This is a genomic window from Enterococcus sp. HMSC076E04 (assembly GCF_001814285.1).
GTDB lineage: Bacteria > Bacillota > Bacilli > Lactobacillales > Enterococcaceae > Enterococcus_B > Enterococcus_B lactis.
This window is the reverse complement of the sequence record NZ_KV815587.1, coordinates 81,574-97,735: the sequence shown is the minus strand read 5'-3', so window position 1 is coordinate 97,735 and position 16,162 is coordinate 81,574. Positions and strand designations below refer to the sequence as shown.

At 39.5% G+C, this 16,162-nt stretch carries 16 protein-coding genes and 1 riboswitch; of the genes, 12 read left to right on the top strand and 4 right to left on the bottom strand.

Annotated features, from left to right (window positions below; all coding sequences use genetic code 11):
- Positions 1-293: 293 nt before the first annotated feature.
- Positions 294-569 carry an acylphosphatase gene (locus HMPREF2961_RS05655; protein WP_002289551.1) on the bottom strand — a complete coding sequence of 92 codons (276 nt, stop codon included), beginning with the start codon at positions 567-569 and terminating at the stop codon, positions 294-296.
- Positions 570-676: 107 nt separating this feature from the next.
- On the opposite strand from HMPREF2961_RS05655, the gene HMPREF2961_RS05650 reads away from it, so the two are divergent.
- The 4 genes from HMPREF2961_RS05650 to HMPREF2961_RS05635 all read left to right on the top strand — a co-directional run bounded on the left by HMPREF2961_RS05650 (position 677) and on the right by HMPREF2961_RS05635 (position 4,554).
- The gene (locus HMPREF2961_RS05650) at positions 677-1,441 is read left to right on the top strand and encodes a TrmH family RNA methyltransferase (RefSeq protein WP_002294889.1); all 765 of its coding nucleotides are present in this window, start codon (positions 677-679) and stop codon (positions 1,439-1,441) included.
- A gap of 122 nt (positions 1,442-1,563) precedes the next feature.
- Positions 1,564-2,067: an HD domain-containing protein gene (locus tag HMPREF2961_RS05645; protein WP_002291751.1), complete on the top strand. Its 504-nt coding sequence runs from the start codon at positions 1,564-1,566 to the stop codon at positions 2,065-2,067.
- Positions 2,068-2,474: 407 nt separating this feature from the next.
- Positions 2,475-3,122, top strand: coding sequence for a FusB/FusC family EF-G-binding protein (locus HMPREF2961_RS05640; protein ID WP_002336521.1), 648 nt, complete (start codon positions 2,475-2,477; stop codon positions 3,120-3,122).
- 41 nt (positions 3,123-3,163) lie between these two features.
- Positions 3,164-3,230: riboswitch (Fluoride riboswitch) on the top strand.
- 55 nt (positions 3,231-3,285) lie between these two features.
- Positions 3,286-4,554, top strand: coding sequence for a voltage-gated chloride channel family protein (locus tag HMPREF2961_RS05635; RefSeq protein ID WP_025478139.1), 1,269 nt, complete (start codon positions 3,286-3,288; stop codon positions 4,552-4,554).
- A 26-nt stretch (positions 4,555-4,580) separates the two neighbouring features.
- Here the strand turns inward: HMPREF2961_RS05635 and HMPREF2961_RS05630 are convergent, their stop codons facing one another.
- From HMPREF2961_RS05630 to HMPREF2961_RS15695, 3 genes are all read right to left on the bottom strand, one after another.
- Positions 4,581-5,780, bottom strand: a complete 1,200-nt coding sequence (locus HMPREF2961_RS05630; protein WP_070704278.1) for a YdcF family protein — start codon at positions 5,778-5,780, stop codon at positions 4,581-4,583.
- A 119-nt stretch (positions 5,781-5,899) separates the two neighbouring features.
- Positions 5,900-7,207, bottom strand: a complete 1,308-nt coding sequence (locus tag HMPREF2961_RS05625) for a serine hydrolase (RefSeq protein WP_070704275.1) — start codon at positions 7,205-7,207, stop codon at positions 5,900-5,902.
- A gap of 117 nt (positions 7,208-7,324) precedes the next feature.
- The gene (locus HMPREF2961_RS15695; protein ID WP_070704272.1) at positions 7,325-7,447 is read right to left on the bottom strand and encodes a hypothetical protein; all 123 of its coding nucleotides are present in this window, start codon (positions 7,445-7,447) and stop codon (positions 7,325-7,327) included.
- A gap of 232 nt (positions 7,448-7,679) precedes the next feature.
- Here HMPREF2961_RS15695 and HMPREF2961_RS05615 point away from each other — a divergent pair, with 232 nt between their 5' ends.
- From HMPREF2961_RS05615 to asnS, 8 genes are all read left to right on the top strand, one after another.
- Entirely contained in the window at positions 7,680-8,798 is a 1,119-nt protein-coding gene (locus tag HMPREF2961_RS05615) for a baeRF6 domain-containing protein (protein ID WP_070704269.1), read from the top strand.
- Positions 8,799-9,088: 290 nt separating this feature from the next.
- Complete coding sequence (locus HMPREF2961_RS05610) at positions 9,089-9,409, top strand: hypothetical protein (RefSeq protein ID WP_070704266.1); 321 nt, start codon at positions 9,089-9,091, stop codon at positions 9,407-9,409.
- A 2-nt stretch (positions 9,410-9,411) separates the two neighbouring features.
- Positions 9,412-9,576 (top strand): hypothetical protein, encoded by a 165-nt coding sequence (locus tag HMPREF2961_RS15375; RefSeq protein WP_002291763.1) that lies wholly within the window; start codon positions 9,412-9,414, stop codon positions 9,574-9,576.
- A gap of 285 nt (positions 9,577-9,861) precedes the next feature.
- Positions 9,862-10,062, top strand: a complete 201-nt coding sequence (locus HMPREF2961_RS05605) for a cold-shock protein (protein WP_002288762.1) — start codon at positions 9,862-9,864, stop codon at positions 10,060-10,062.
- A gap of 146 nt (positions 10,063-10,208) precedes the next feature.
- A complete protein-coding gene (locus HMPREF2961_RS05600) occupies positions 10,209-12,998 on the top strand; it encodes a helicase C-terminal domain-containing protein (RefSeq protein WP_070704263.1) in 2,790 nt (929 codons plus the stop codon).
- 46 nt (positions 12,999-13,044) lie between these two features.
- The gene (locus HMPREF2961_RS05595) at positions 13,045-13,572 is read left to right on the top strand and encodes a cell wall elongation regulator TseB-like domain-containing protein (RefSeq protein ID WP_002348809.1); all 528 of its coding nucleotides are present in this window, start codon (positions 13,045-13,047) and stop codon (positions 13,570-13,572) included.
- Positions 13,573-13,592: 20 nt separating this feature from the next.
- A complete protein-coding gene (locus HMPREF2961_RS05590; RefSeq protein WP_002291769.1) occupies positions 13,593-14,783 on the top strand; it encodes a pyridoxal phosphate-dependent aminotransferase in 1,191 nt (396 codons plus the stop codon).
- Between the two features lie 39 nt (positions 14,784-14,822).
- Entirely contained in the window at positions 14,823-16,121 is a 1,299-nt protein-coding gene (gene asnS, locus HMPREF2961_RS05585) for an asparagine--tRNA ligase (RefSeq protein WP_070704260.1), read from the top strand.
- The last annotated feature ends 41 nt before the right edge of the window (positions 16,122-16,162 follow it).

Sequence of the window (16,162 nt, the reverse complement as noted above, 5' to 3'; positions counted from 1 at the left end):
CAAGTGATAGATCAGCTTTTTCACTGCTGTCCTTAATTTTTGAGGCAAAGCGCCTCAAGAATAACCTTATCGACGGTGTTCAAAAGTCAGTTTCTCGGTATTAACAAAATATGAGAAGCTATTTTGAAAATGTTTCTCCTTAATACTCGAGGCAAAGCGCCTCAAAAACAACCTTATCGACGGTGTTCAAAAGCTTGCATCTACGGCATTAAGTCCAGCCTGTTGAAAAATATGGAGAGCTATTTTTCACAACCTGTCCTTAATGCTTGATGCAGACCAGCTTTTTCACAACCTTATCCCACCACATCAAATTTCTTTCGTTCCTCAATCATCGGGTCTTCTTGGACATCCACATACTGCACTCGTCCACTTGGGCTCGGTGATTTCTTGACTTCTTCAATAAATTTCTGGATGATGTCGTCATTGCCGATTGCTTCGATTGTGACTGAGCCGTCGTCTTCGTTTTTTACCGTTCCAGTCACGCCTAGTTGATCAGCGACCATCTTGGTCATGTAGCGAAATCCTACGCCTTGGACGCGTCCTTGGACGTTCATTTTAACTTTGCGCATGTTCGTCACCTTTCTTTCCTATTTTATAAATTAATGATACCGATTTTTTTAGGATGAAACAAGCTCAAGCACCTATTCCATGATATAATCATGGGGAGGTGAGGAATGTGAAAGAGATCCAATCAGCAAAAAATCCAAGAATCAAAGAATTAAAAAAACTACATAAAAAGAAATATCGGGAAGAAAAGGAAGAATATCTTTTGGAAGGGTTCCATCTGATTGAAGAAGCTGCGTCGTCTGATGCAGAAATAAAAGAACTTTTTGTGACACAGCGAGGCATGAAAGAATGGGGAGACTGGCTGGCCGCAAACAAAGAGATTTCTACTTTTCTAGTTTCGGATGAGGTCATGGATGCTGTATCGGATCTACCTACACCACAAGGAATCTTAGCAGTGATGGCGTTAACGGCTGAAGGCACGCCAGATTTTTCAGGAGGATGGCTGTTATTAGATAATGTACAAGATCCTGGAAATGTAGGGACGATGATCCGTACGGCAGATGCATTTGATATGGCTGGTGTTTTATTAGGCAAAGGAACGGCAGATATTTATAGTACAAAGGTGCTGCGCAGCATGCAGGGAAGCAATTATCATTTGCCTGTGTTGCAAAAAGATTTGACAGAAGTGATTCCTTTAATGAAAGACAAAGGGTTTACAGTGTATGGCACAGAATTAAATGAAGAAGCACACGCATTAGACAAAGTAGAAAAATCAGATAACTTCGCAATAATCATGGGGAACGAAGGTCAGGGGGTAAGTCAGGAAATCTTGTCTTTGACTGATCAGAACGTATATATCCCGATGAAAGGAAATGCGGAATCGTTGAATGTTGGGGTTGCGGCAGGGATTGTTCTTTATCATTTTTCTTTATGATTAAGGAACTATTAAGCTTTGGCTATTTTATCCAAGGCGACTAGAATAATCCGAACACTGGTGGTATACTTAGATCAATTTCAGAAGAAAATGAAATTCAAAAAGGTGGCAGATCGATAATTATGACAGAAAAATGGCGTGAAGACGAAGAATATATGTCTTATGTAGAAGATCTTTTAGAAACAGAAGCAGTGAAAAAATTAGCGAATTACACACAGCATGTTCATTCCACTCGTTTGGAGCATTCCATCAGTGTTTCTTACTATAGTTATCTGCTCGCAAAAAAATGGGGTGGCAATGCTAAAGCAACAGCGCGTGCTGGACTTTTGCATGATCTGTTCTACTATGATTGGCGTACGACGAAATTTGATGAAGGCACACATGCGTATATCCATCCAAGAATCGCTGTAAAGAATGCAGAAAAGATCACCGAATTGTCGGATCTTGAGCGAGATATCATTTTGAAGCACATGTGGGGCGCAACGATTGCACCGCCTAAGTACAAAGAAGGATATATCGTAACATTCGTAGACAAATACTGCGCAGTCAAAGAAGCCGCTCAGCCTATGTCAGCAAGTATGCGTAAGAGATGGCAACGTTACTTCGGAAAAGAATCCTCGATTTAACAGGTAAAACCAATAATAGACCATATTGAGGTTGTGACAGAAGTGGGTCAGCTTCAAGAAATAAGAAGGAATTTACGAAAATTGCTTCTCAAATTTTTGTGAAATTTCGCTTATTTTTCGAAGAAGCTACTTCTGGAACACCGTTTGTTTGTAGAAAGGGACTTTGACACGACTTTTGTCACAGTCCTTTTTCTGTTTGCAGTTGACTATCTGCTCAAGATACGGTTTACTTTTATTTATCGAATGAATCATGTACATAGAAGAATGAACATTAAAGGGGGTGATGATAAGATGCAAAACGTATCTTATTTAAAAGAGTCCGGGATCTTCAGGTAACACATACTTTGCAGAAGATCACTTTTTTCTACAAAGTATGCACTTTGGTTAGAAGAAAGGACTTTAAAATCATGGAACAAACAATGAAACCATATCAATATTTTTTTATAAAAAGAGAAGTAGAGCAGTTATTAAATGCGTACTCATCTGTCAATGACTCAAAAACGGTACAAACGGTTCAGGCTCTAGCAGCTGAAAAGATTCGCGATGTATTAGGTTACGAACCACCAGAAATCGATACGTTTTTAACGACAGTTTTAGATGTAAAACTGACAAAAACGCAAGCAGAACGAGCATTGGAGGAGCTGAAGCAAATCGTCCAGCCGTTTATGCAGCCGAGCAAACCACAAATCGAGAAATTATTCCGAAAAGTGAAAAAACTCAAACAACCCGCTTGGAATGAAATCGACTTGCAAGCACATACGTACATCGGTTGGAATGATCCAGGGACGCAAAAAAAATTCATGGTTTATTACGAAGATGGAAAATTAAAAGGGATCAGCGGTACTTTATCACCAACGATTAATAAGGGAATCTGTGCGATCTGTCAGAAAACATCGAATGTCTCGCTCTTTCTTTCTACAACGAAAGCCGGTTCTGATGGCACGTATACGAAAAAGGGGAATTATATTTGTCATGATAGTGATCAATGTAATCAACAGTTAACGAAATTGGCTCCTTTCTATGAATTTGCTGAACGTGTAAAGAAAGAACGATAATTTTATTGTTTTTTACAGAAAAATATGCTATCTTTTAATGGAAGTGAATAGGTGATGGTGTTCGCCTTTAAATGCTAACGTAAGATAGCTAATGACGCCTACTAAAGTCTGGGGCCAGCCCCTTTCTTTAGTAGGCGTTTTTTTATTTGAGGAGGAATTTTTTATGGAAAAACAATTACCGAGTCCAGTGCGTATTTTGATGTACATGTTGAAGTGGCTGGTGGTCACAGCGATTCTCGGAGTATTCATGGGGAGCTTGTCTGCTTTTTTCTTAAATAGCCTGACGTTCGTGACAGATATCCGACTAGCACATCCTTGGCTACTTTATCTATTGCCAGTCAGCGGCGCGCTTTTTGCTTATCTTTATGCGTATCATGGCGGTCTTTCTAGTCGTGGGAATAACTTAGTGATCGATCAAGGGAATGGAGGAGAAGAGAAGATCCCTTTGCGGCTCATTCCATTGACCTTGTTTGGGACCATCACTACCCATTTATTTGGGGGATCTGTTGGTCGTGAAGGAACAGCAGTTCAAATGGGGGGAGCATTAGCTGATAATATAGCGCATTTATTCCGATTGGATAAAGCAGAACGGGAGATTTTGGTTATCAGTGGAATCAGTGCGGGGTTTAGTTCTGTATTTGGCACACCTTTAGCTGGAACATTATTTGGATTAGAAGTGTTGGCAATCGGTAAAGTCCGAACAGAAGCAATATTTCCTAGCTTCTTTGCTGCGCTTTTTGCAAATTTCATGACAGAAAGCTATGGTGTTTCTCATCTACATTACCAAATGGGTGTGATTCCTGAATGGAGTATGTTGCTGTTCTTCAAAGTTTTTGTTGCTGGGATTGCTTTTGGTTTGATTGGTTGGGTATTCAGCCGTTCGATCGTCTTTTTAAAAGCGCGGTATGCGCAATGGATTCCTCATCCTGTTTGGCGAAATACGATAGGTGGAGCAGTAGTTGTAGCCGCAGCGTTGATTTTGCAAACACAACGTTACCTTGGGTTGAGTCTTCCGTTACTGCAGGAATCATTTAATGGACAGGCACATGCTTATGATTTTATTGGGAAATTATTCTTCACGGTCTTGTCTTTAGGTGCGGGGTACCAAGGGGGAGAAGTGACACCACTATTTGAGATTGGTGCAACGCTTGGCGCAGTATTAGCGCCTTTGCTCCATGTTTCTGTTCCTTTTCTTGCTGGATTAGGTTTTATCGGGGTATTTTCTGGTGCGACAAATACACCGATTGCCTGTTTTGTGATGGGAATCGAATTATTTGGTTCACAAGCTGCTGTTTACTTCTTTATGATCTGCTTGATCAGCTTTATGTGTTCAGGAAACAGCGGTATTTATTCTGCACAGCAAGTAGCCGTCAAAAAAGGAATACTATTCTTGCCAATCGTCAAGAGAATAAAAGAAAAAACCAAGGTGTGACATATGTTTTGTCACACCTTGGTTTTTTAGAAAAGTAAAGTGATCAGTGATAAGAATGCGGAACCTGCGAAAAGCAATCCGCAAATGATCATATGTCTTTTTTTGTTCATCATCAAGATGGCGATGTATTCTCTTAAAAACGCGTTAGGCAAGTAATAGAAAGCTGTTTTTGCCCCAATGCCATTTGCCTTCAGTTTCGCTTGTCGTGCATAGAGACCAGCTCTGAAAATGTGGTAATTGTTGGAACTGAAGATCGCGCGATAAGGACCTTTCATTTGCTGATCCATGATTTCCTTTGAATAGCGCATATTCTCCAAAGTGGTTGTCGAATTGGTTTCGACAAGAATATCTCTTTCAGGAATTCCTTGTTCCATGGCATATTGTTTCATCGCAATTGCTTCTGGTACTTTTTCGTCTGCTCCCTGTCCACCCGACATTAATAAGATAGGCGGATTTAATGTTGCACGGCTTTGTGCCCAATAAAAAGCAATCGCCTTATTGATTCGCTTGGCAAGAAGAGGAGAAACTGTTTCTCCATTGATCAACCCAGCGCCTAACACAACGATGAAGTCTTGATTGTATCGAGGGCGGTTGAACTGATACAAGAATGAGACAGTCAAAAAGTTGTAGAATACGATAAATAGATAGACCAAGATCAATGGAATGCAGAAAAACAAAGCATTTATCCATTGCGGCAAATATTTTAACAAGAAAAAGTCAAAAACAAGAAACAATGTAAGAAAAATGGCTAGGATCAACGTTAAAAGATTAGCTAATGAATGCGACTCTCTACGTAAAACTGTGACACCGTTCCAAAAAAGAAAAACGATCAATCCATAAATGCCGAATAGAAAGACAAGCAGTAACGGGATCGTGATCAAGGCAATCAGTCCGCCAAGAAAAATATTTTGTGTTTCGTATAGCAAGACAAATAAGTAGATACCGAAACTAATGAGGAAAACATTGAATAAAAGACCATTCAGCAGCCTTCGCTTTTCTGAAAAATAGGAAAAGGCAAAGATACTGAAAAACACTAAGGGAATCAAAAAATAAAAGGTCGAATAAAAAATTTCCAACACGACAAAATAAGTCAAGATTACCGCAAACGTCCATGTACTGCTGTAAAAGAACAAGGAAGGATCCTTTTTCTGTTTTCGCCAATAAACGATGGAGAATACCCCAATAAGATAGAGAACCAAAAAAATCAGATCTCTGGTTAGATTCATAAATTCAACTCCTTTTTCTTATACAGTATAACGAAAATAGATGAAAAAAGCTGTTATTTAAACTAGAAAAAGAAAAAAACATCTTCCATACGGAAAGATGCTTTTTTCTTTTTGTTCAATTAAAACAAGTTGCCGAAAAATTCTGCGACACGTCGCCAGCCAATAACGAAAATATTTGCTTTTTCTACGGTTTTATCCGTGATGATTTCTGTGGATGGCGCGTTGTTGTCTTCTAAATAACCTAATTTATCCTCTGCCAAGGTGATCGTTGCGGTACCGATTTTTGTTCCTTTATCCATAGGTGCTTGGATCTCATTGTCAGTGACTTGCTTTTTGTCAAGAGTTGGTGTGATTGTTAATTTTCCAGTATCCATATCGTTCCGTACCCATACTTTTACAGGACTTTTAAGCACAACGGGCACTGTTGATTCTTTTCCGTCTTTTACATCAATGTTTTTTAGACTAGGGATACTTGCGTTGGCTTTTCCAAGCTCTTTTTCTGACCAATTGTCGTAGCAATAGTCCATTAAGCGGGCTGTTTCATTGAAACGGGCACTTGGGTTTTCCGCATGGCCGTCTGCATTCAATACGACAGTGATGATCCGTTGATCGTTTTTAGTGATCGTACCGACGAAACAGGCACCTGCAAGCTCAGTCGTACCAGTTTTTAATCCGTCCACGCCTTCTTTATAATTCACGAATCCTGGGAGCATCCAGTTCCAGTTGACCATTTCCACTGGTGATTGCGTGTTTTCGCCAAACATTTGTGTCGTAGTGCTAGATACATCCAGTATTTCTGGGAAATCCAAGATCAAATGACGGGCAACGATGGCCACATCTTGAGCAGACATTTGATTTTCGTCGTTTTCTCCAGTACCTTCTGGTCGGTTTTCGCCAAGATAAGAGTTATTCAGTCCTGATGCATTAACGATCGTTGCATCTTTGATTCCCCAATCTTTCAATTGTTCTTTCATTCGTTCAGTGAATTTTGCTTCGCTGCCAGCAATTTTTTCTGCCAAGGCAACCATTGAAGCGTTGGCTGACTGGATGATTGCAGAGTCGAATAATTCTTTAACAGTGTAGGTATTTTCTTTATGCAAAGGAACATTTGATAAATCTGGGGTGACACTTAAATTTTCTGCATAATCTGAAATCGAAACTTTATCATCCCATGATAGTTTCCCTTCTTTTACTTGATCAAGGACGATGTAAAGACCGATGATTTTTGTAATTGAAGCGATCCCCATGGTTTTTTCTCCGTCTTGATCATAAAGAATCTTACCGCTTTGCGCATCTACAGCAAAGGCTGCTTTTGCATTTACTTTGAAAGTATCTTCAGCTTGCACAGCAACAGCTGGTAGAAAAGAAGCAAGGCAAAGAATGAGACTAGCCAATAATAGGACTAGACGTGTTTTTTTTATGGACATATCCGATCTCCTTGTATTTAATTTGTTTCGCTACAAATTAAAATTTTATCAGAGAGGGAAGAGAGTTTCAATGTTTCTGAAAAAAACTTTAGGATAAGAACGCGCGTTATGAAAAGGTTAGCGGTCATTTTTCCGTACTTTTACAGGAACAGGCTTTGTTTCCGCCTCTAATAAGCGGGAAGCGCTGAAAGCAAATAAGCTGATGATACTTAATAAACTAAAAATCATAATCAAATGCATAAGGTCCACCTCTTTTATTCTTTTTCTTATTCTAACAGCCTTTCATGAAGAATAGTTGAAGACTGTGCCTAAAAAATTGAGGAAAGTATGAAGATAACTTAAAAAAAATGCAAAATACCCAACTGAAGAAACCGTTTTATTTTTTTAGATACGTTTTATTGTATGGAAAAATAGTGTTGTGGTAGACTTTAGATAGACACAAAGGAATGATTTTTTTAGGAGGGGTACGTTTATGGCAAAAAAGGATAAAGAACTATTGTCACAATTGACTTCAGAAGGCGCTAAAGGACCGTTCGTCACGATCATGCTGAATACGCATGTCGCACATCAAGATGTGGAAAAAGATCAAATCAAATTCAAAAATTTTGCAAAAGAAGCAAAGAAACGTTTTGAAAAAAAATATTCCGAGCATGACTGGTCCCCGTTCCAAGAAAAAATTGAAAATTTGTTAGGAGATCCTTCGTTCTGGCGTAGTGCAACTACGAGTGTAGGGGTCATTATAACTGCTGATCAAACCTATATCCATCGTTTGAGTATCCCGGTAGACGATCAATATTATGTAAGTGATCTTCCTTATTTACTGGCCATTATCAAAAATGGACAGTTCAACTATTCCTATTATCTGTTGGGATTGAACCGCGACTCCATGAAATTGTATGAAGTCAGCAACAAACAAGTAAAAGAAGTGTCTCTACCAGAAGGGGCACCGGTCGATGTCGTTACTGCATTGGGATCTGAACTGACAGGTGGCGGTTTGAACTTCTCTTCTAATGGAGGGGGCGGTGCCCGAGATGGCGTGACTTTCCATGGCGTGAATCCAAAAGATGAAGAAGTAGAGATCGATTGGGTCAACTATTACCAAGCAGTTGATACGTACTTGAAGGATTCTTTCGAAAATCCTGAACAATGGCCGATTTATTTATTCGCTCTACCAGAAAATCAGACGATGTTCAAAAAAATCGCCAAAAATCCTTACTATTGTGCAGACGTTGCGATTTCTGCTTCTCCAGCACAACTATCCTTTAGAGATATCGAAGAAGGAGCGAAGAAGCTGTCAAGTGAACTAGCAGCCCAAGAATCAAAAGAGTACAATAAACTTTTAGATAAGAAATTCATCGATCAGTTAGTTGATATCGTTCCAGCTGCGAAAGAAGGAAAAGTATCCCATTTGTTTATTGCTACGTCAAACTTAGCTGATGGTTTCGGAGAAGATCCTGAAACAGAATATGATCGGCGTCAAGTGCTGAATGCTTTGGCAGACGATGTGATTATTAATGGTGGGAAAGTGTTTATTTTGGATCAAAAAGATGCGCCAGATGAAAAGAGTCTGACAGCGATTCTTCGTTATTAAAGAGGTTGTGAAATCAGTGTTTTGAGCTGAGTATTAGAGAGAAGAAGCTGTTCTGCATCAAGAAATAAGAAGAGATTTACGAAAATTATTTCTCAAATTTTTGTGAAATTTCGGCTTATTTCCGAAGAAGCTACTTCTGGAACATCGTTTATCAAGAGGTCGTGACATCGTCACGACCTCTTTTTTGACGATTATGATACAAAAAACACCATTTATGAATGAAATGCAAATAACGGTCGTTCTTGAGATATGATTTTAATTGGGAAAAACTTATCGATAAGGAGGTCTTTATGAAAAAAAGACTGTTATGGTGTTTGCTGACTCTATCCCTAAGTTTAACAAGTCAACCAGTTTTTGCAGAAGAAACACAGCGTTCTCTAAGCACAGGCGCACGTATGTACAAAAATATTTATGCGCAGACATCAGCGTTTGATTCTGCGTTCCCTGAAACAGAAGAACGAGCTTTGCAGCCAAGGTTTGGTTATTTTTGGTATTGTCCGTCATGTGATTACGAAAGTTGCTGGCATTTCTTCCATTCAACAGCTGCAGCTTTTGCTGTTACCCATGCTCAGAAATATGATGGGCATCATCCTGTCATTTATGAGGTATAGGTATGAACAAAAAAGAAAAATTAATCTCGTTGATCGTATTGGTTTGTCTTGTTCTTCTGGTCACTGTCATAGGCTATCAGAAATACCATGAGAACATCAGACCTACTAAAGAGTCTTCCCCATCCTCAACCGTTGAAACAGAAACAATAAATAGTCAGACAGAATAATTTTTTTAGTTTAAAGAGGTCCAAAGGATCGAAAGAGGGGTATCTGAACAATAGAACGTTTGTCATTAAGAAAGTTCGGTTTTTCACTTGATGTAATCGCTGAGAAAACATTTTTTTATAAAAAAATATCGAAAAACTCTAGCGTTTTTGTAAACGGTATGATATACTGTAGAAGTAGTTTTTGTTCGGTAATCTGTGGTAGCTTGTTTCAAATAAACATCTTCCAGATATACACCATTCAAGTAATTGCAAAATATGTGTTGAAACACAAGGAGGATTTTTATTATGGAAACAGGTACAGTAAAATGGTTTAACTCAGAAAAAGGATTTGGATTCATCACTGCAGAAAACGGAAACGATGTATTCGTTCATTTCTCAGCTATCCAAGGCGACGGATTCAAAACTTTAGAAGAAGGCCAAGCAGTAACTTTCGACGTTGAAGAAGGTCAACGCGGACCTCAAGCAACAAACGTTACTAAAGCTTAATTTACCTATATTAAAAATAAAAGTCCAGACATTTATGTGTCTGGGCTTTTTTGTCTTTTTTTCCTTAAAAAGCGATGAGAGTATTTTTCTGCACTTTGTAGTATAATTTCAAAAGAACATTAGAGGCAGGAGAAGAGGAAGATATTTTGAAACCAAGAACTTATGCAGTCGTTGATATCGAGACGACTGGGACGAATCCAAAAGAAGATCGGATCATCCAATTTGGCTGCGTCATGATTGAAGCTGGTCGGATTACTTCACGTTTTTCGATCGATATTCATCCAGGGCGGAAGATTTCAAAACAAATCCAGCATTTAACAGGGATCACGAATCAACGCGTCCAAAAAGCGCCTTATTTTGAAGATGTCGCCCAAACGATTTACAATCTTTTGGCAGACACCATATTTGTCGCGCATAATATTTATTTTGATTATAATTTTTTGAACCATGAACTCATGCGATGCGGACTTCCTAGTTTGAAGATACCGGGCATCGATACCGTAGAACTTGCACAAATTTTCTTGCCGACGGAACCAAGTTTTCGCTTAGCTGATTTGTCAGAAAGCCTTGGCTTTATTCATGAGAATCCTCATCAGGCGGATAGTGATGCCGAAGTGACAGGTCAGCTTCTTTTACTGATCGAAGAACGAATGAGGAAATTGCCGATCATCACATTAGAGCAGATTGCACGATTAAGTAGCCATACAGGAATGGATACGAGTTGTTTCATTTACCACGTGCTTGAAGAAATGAAAGAAAACCCGGAGCCCCTTGATCTCTCATTAGAAATCATCGATGGGCTAGCTTTGCAGAAAAAAGAAGTGGAGCTATTCACATCCGTCCATTATGGCGAGCGGACATATCCAAGAAAAAAACAAGCAAAAGAAAAAATGTTTGGTAAAACACTGATGTATCGAAAAGAACAGAACAGGCTGATGAATGCTGTCTACGACCATTTCACAAAAGATGAATCAAAAGATTTGATGATCGAAGCAGCTACAGGAATGGGCAAAACGATTGGTTATCTGTTGCCTTTGAGTTATTTGGCTACACCTGAAAAACCAGCTGTCATCAGCACCGTTTCGCTTGTTTTGCAGCAGCAGATCATGGAAAAAGACATTCCATTACTGAATCAATTGCTAGATCAGCCGATACAACCTGTGATTATCAAAAGCTATCGCCACTATATTGATTTACAGCGTTTTAAAGGTACACTTGTGGAACCGCCGGGACAAAAACAATATGCTTTGTACCAAATGGCTGTCTTAGTTTGGCTAACACAAACGAAGACCGGTGATTTAGATGAATTACATTTAACCAATCTGAACCATGCATTCTTTGCAGATGTCGCGCACAGAGGCACTGGGTTTTTAGCAAGGAATCAGTCGTTTTACAAACAAGACTTTGTGCGTTTCTTGCAAAAGAAAATCAAACAAAGCAATTTTTTGATAGTCAACCATGCATTTTTAGTACAAGAAACACAGCGAAAAGAACCATTGCTTCCAGCTAGTCCTTATTTGTTGATTGATGAAGTGCATCATTTGCCGGAAATTGCTGAAAAAGTAAATGACAAACGACTAAGTATTAACTACTTCCATAAACAAATCCAGCAACTGGAAGAGCCGAATCAGTTATTTGACCGCATACAAAGTTATTTGCCGAAGGAACATGAAGCCTTGCGCTGGTTGTCGATTTATCGAGAAGAACTCTCTGCACTATGCGAAGCGCAGATTTGTGTGGCAGAGGGATTAATGAACTTAGTAAGCAGCAAGCAGCCTAACGGACAATATCCAGAAGAAGTCATGATGACAAAAGAAATGTTGGATCAGCTGCCACTGGAATCTGGAACAGCAATGGATCATCTGCAACTTTTTTATCAAGAGATCCAACAACTACAATCACAGATGCGCTTGACTTTTGAGATTATCCAAGAAAGTTGGACCAACCAGATGCGGATCGATTTAGCAAGTTTATATAGCTTATTTGATCAATTAGACAAGCAATACTTGCTGATGGACCAATGGCTAGAAGACTGGCGAGATCATTTGATCCATTGGTTCGTTCCCGGGAATACAGCACAGCAGATGATTTTTCATCTCCATGATTTTCAAGCAGCTATGTTGCCGTCAACTGTGTGGTATCCTCGATATGACCATATTCTTTATATTGGAGGAACACTGAAGATCGGACCTAATCGACAGTATCTCTCTAAACGACTTGGCATTGAAGCAGCACCTCTTAAAGTGATTGCTTCTCCTTATGATTACGAGAAACAGGCAAGAATCTATGTGCCGAAAGAAGCACCTGCAGTCCATCAAGTCAGCAATCAAGCATATATCGATTATTTAGAAGCAGCACTCACAGGATTGATTGAACAAGAAGATCGGCCGATCCTTGTTTTATTCACTTCTCATGATGTTTTGCAAAAGATATATCAGAAAATGCATTTGTCTATGCTAGAAAAAGGACGTGAAATTCTTGCTCAAGGATTTGGCGGAAGTCGGGAAAAACTTTTGAAACGCTTCATTTTGTCAGAAAAAAGCGTCTTATTTGGTGCTGACAGCTTTTGGGAAGGTGTAGATTTACCTGGAGATGCTTTGCAGATTGTTGTAGTCACACGTTTACCCTTCGACAACCCGTTACGTCCGATGGTCAAAGCTAGGAATGCTTATCTGGAATCAGAGGGGATCAATCCTTTTTATCAGGAATCCGTGCCTAAAGCAGCTTTGAAGTTACGCCAAGCATTAGGCCGTTTGATAAGGACGGAGACAGATCGTGGCGTATTACTTATTTTGGATCGGAGATTAGTCACTGCAAAATATGGTGCACGAATCATCCATGCATTACCGAAAAAAGTACCGATAAAAGAGCTAGCTATGGATGAAATCTATCAGGATATCCATGAATTCTTAAAGAAAAATGAAGAAGGAAGTTAAAGGTGCCGTCTTTTTTCATCGTTAAAATCTGCTATAATGAAAAGGAATGAAGATAAAGGAGCGACGACCCTTGAAGAAAAAACAGACAAAGGAAAAAACGATTAATCGCGTGTTGCTTGGCTTGATCGTATTTTTATTAGCGGTCATCGTGATCAGCTCGATTTTTTACTTGCGTTCCAGTCGTCCGGCGGTCCAGGCGAAAAAAGAAGCAGTAGAAATCGCAAAGAAATATGCAAATCTCGAGGAAGCCGATCATTTTTACTGGTTTACTCGAAAGAAAACGTACTTTTCATTGACGGGTACGAATGATAAAGGAAAAGAAATCGCCGTTATCATTCCTAAATCTGGTGAAAAAGTAAAAGTATTGGATCAAACGAAGGGATTGACTGAAAACGAAGCGAAACAAACAATTGCTGCAGCTCATCCTGAAATCCAAATCGAAAAAGCAGCTTTAGGAATGTACGATGATCAGCCTGTATGGGAAGTAGTAGGAAAAGAAACAAATGGAAAATTGAATTATTACCTGATTGGTTTTGAATCAGGAGATGAAGTCAAGACAATCAAGGGAATTTAATAGGTAAAGGAATGAATGGGATGGAGTTATCAAAAAGAACGAAACGATTAGAACCATCTGTTACTTTGGCAGCTGCGGCAAAAGCCAAGGCGTTAAAAGCAAAAGGAAGAGATGTGCTGAGTTTGACTGTGGGAGAACCGGATTTTGCGACACCAGAAAACATCCAAGAAGCAGCAATCGAAGCAATCCGCAACGGAAAAGCTAGCTATTATACACCAACAGCAGGAATCCCAGAACTTCGGCAGGCGATCGTTGATTATCTGAAGAAAAATGATGGACTTGTCTATGAATCTTCGCAAACGGTCGTAACAGATGGCGCGAAATTTGCTTTGTATACACTTTTTCAAACAATCCTGGACCCGCAAGATGAAGTCATCATTCCTGTGCCTTATTGGGTCAGTTACGGCGAGCAAGTGAAACTGGCAGAAGGTCTGCCTGTCTTTGTGAAAGGGAAAGAATCTAATAACTGGAAAGTTACTGTTGAACAGTTAGAACAAGCACGTTCAGGAAAAACAAAAGCCGTGATCATCAATTCGCCATCGAATCCGACTGGAATGATTTATAGCAAGAATGAACTGCAGGCAATTGGTGAATGGGCAGTAAAAAATGATATTTTGATAGTTGCTGATGATATTTATGGTCGTTTAGTTTATAATGGCAATGAGTTTACTCCAATTGCAACGATTTCAGAAGCAATCAAAAATCAGACCATCATCATCAATGGCGTGTCTAAGACCTATGCGATGACAGGCTGGCGCATCGGTTATGCGGTTGGGAATCCTGAAATTATCAATGGAATGATCGCTGTTGCTTCCCAATCAACTAGCAATCCGACAGCAGTCAGTCAATATGCAGCTGTTGAAGCATTGAAAGGTGAGCAAGATACAGTGGAAGAAATGCGGAACGCCTTTGAAGAACGCCTGAATACGTTATATCCGCTTGTGGCAGAACTGCCAGGTGTTTCTCTTGAAAAGCCGCAAGGAGCTTTTTATCTTTTTCCTAATGTAAAAGAAACGCTACGCATGTGTAAGTATGAAAATGTCACACAATGGGTAGAAGATCTTTTAGAAGAAACAGGGGTAGCACTTGTGACTGGCGAAGGCTTTGGGGCACCAGAAAATGTCCGCATGAGTTATGCGACTGATCGTGCTACGTTAGAAGAAGCGGTACGCAGAATCAAGCAATTTATTGAGAGTAAAAGTCAAAATTAATCCTGAAGAAATTCAAGGAATATAAAAGGAGAGTCATACGTGGAACAAATTCAAATCATCGATTCGAAAAACCATGTGGGAGAAACAGTAACAATCGGCGCTTGGGTCGCAAATAAACGATCAAGCGGAAAAATCGCATTTTTACAATTAAGGGATGGAACGGCCTTCTTCCAAGGGGTAGTGGTAAAAAGCGAAGTGCCAGAAGAAGTTTTCCAAACAGCTAAAAATCTGCACCAAGAAACATCTGTGCTAGTAACTGGAGAAATCCGTGAAGACAGCCGTTCAAAATTCGGTTATGAAATCGGGATTACAAATGTGGAAGTAGTAAACGAGAGCCACGATTATCCGATCACACCAAAAGAACACGGAACAGATTTCTTGATGGATCATCGTCATTTATGGCTACGTTCTTCAAGACAACATGCGATCATGCAAATCAGAAATGAAATCATTCGTGCAACGTATGAATTCTTTAATCAACATCATTTTGTCAAAATCGATCCGCCAATCTTGACTGGTTCAGCACCAGAAGGCACTACGGATTTATTTGAAACAAACTACTTTGATCAAAAAGCCTATTTATCTCAAAGTGGCCAATTATATATGGAAGCTGCTGCTATGGCTTTCGGAAAAGTCTTTTCATTCGGTCCGACTTTCCGTGCTGAAAAATCAAAGACACGTCGTCACTTGATTGAATTCTGGATGATCGAACCAGAAATGGCCTTCACTCACCAAGAAGAAAGTTTAGAAGTACAGGAGCAATATGTAGCCTTCTTAGTACAAAATGTTTTAGATCATTGCGAATACGCATTGGATTTACTAGGACGAGACAAAGAAGTCTTAAAAACTTATACAAAATTGCCATTCCCTCGTATTACTTACGATGATGCAATCGAATTACTGAAGAAAAATGGATTTGATGACATCGAATGGGGCGAAGATTTTGGTTCACCTCATGAAACGTTCATTGCAAATTCATTCGAACAACCTGTCTTTATTCTAAACTATCCAAAAGCCATCAAGCCATTCTACATGAAACCACATCCAACAAGAGAAGACGTGGTGATCTGTGCAGATATGATCGCACCAGAAGGCTACGGTGAAATCATTGGCGGAAGCGAACGGGCAACGGACTATGATTTCTTGTTAGAACAAATCCGTAATCACGGTTTGGATGAAAAAGAATATTCATGGTACCTTGATTTACGTAAATACGGTTCTGTTCCGCACTCTGGCTTTGGTCTAGGTCTTGAACGAACAGTCACTTGGATTGCTGGTATCGACCATGTGCGTGAAGCTATTCCATTCCCACGTTTGTTGAACCGAATTTATCCATAAGAAGTGATAAAAAAGCTGTTCTGCATCAAGTAATAAGAACA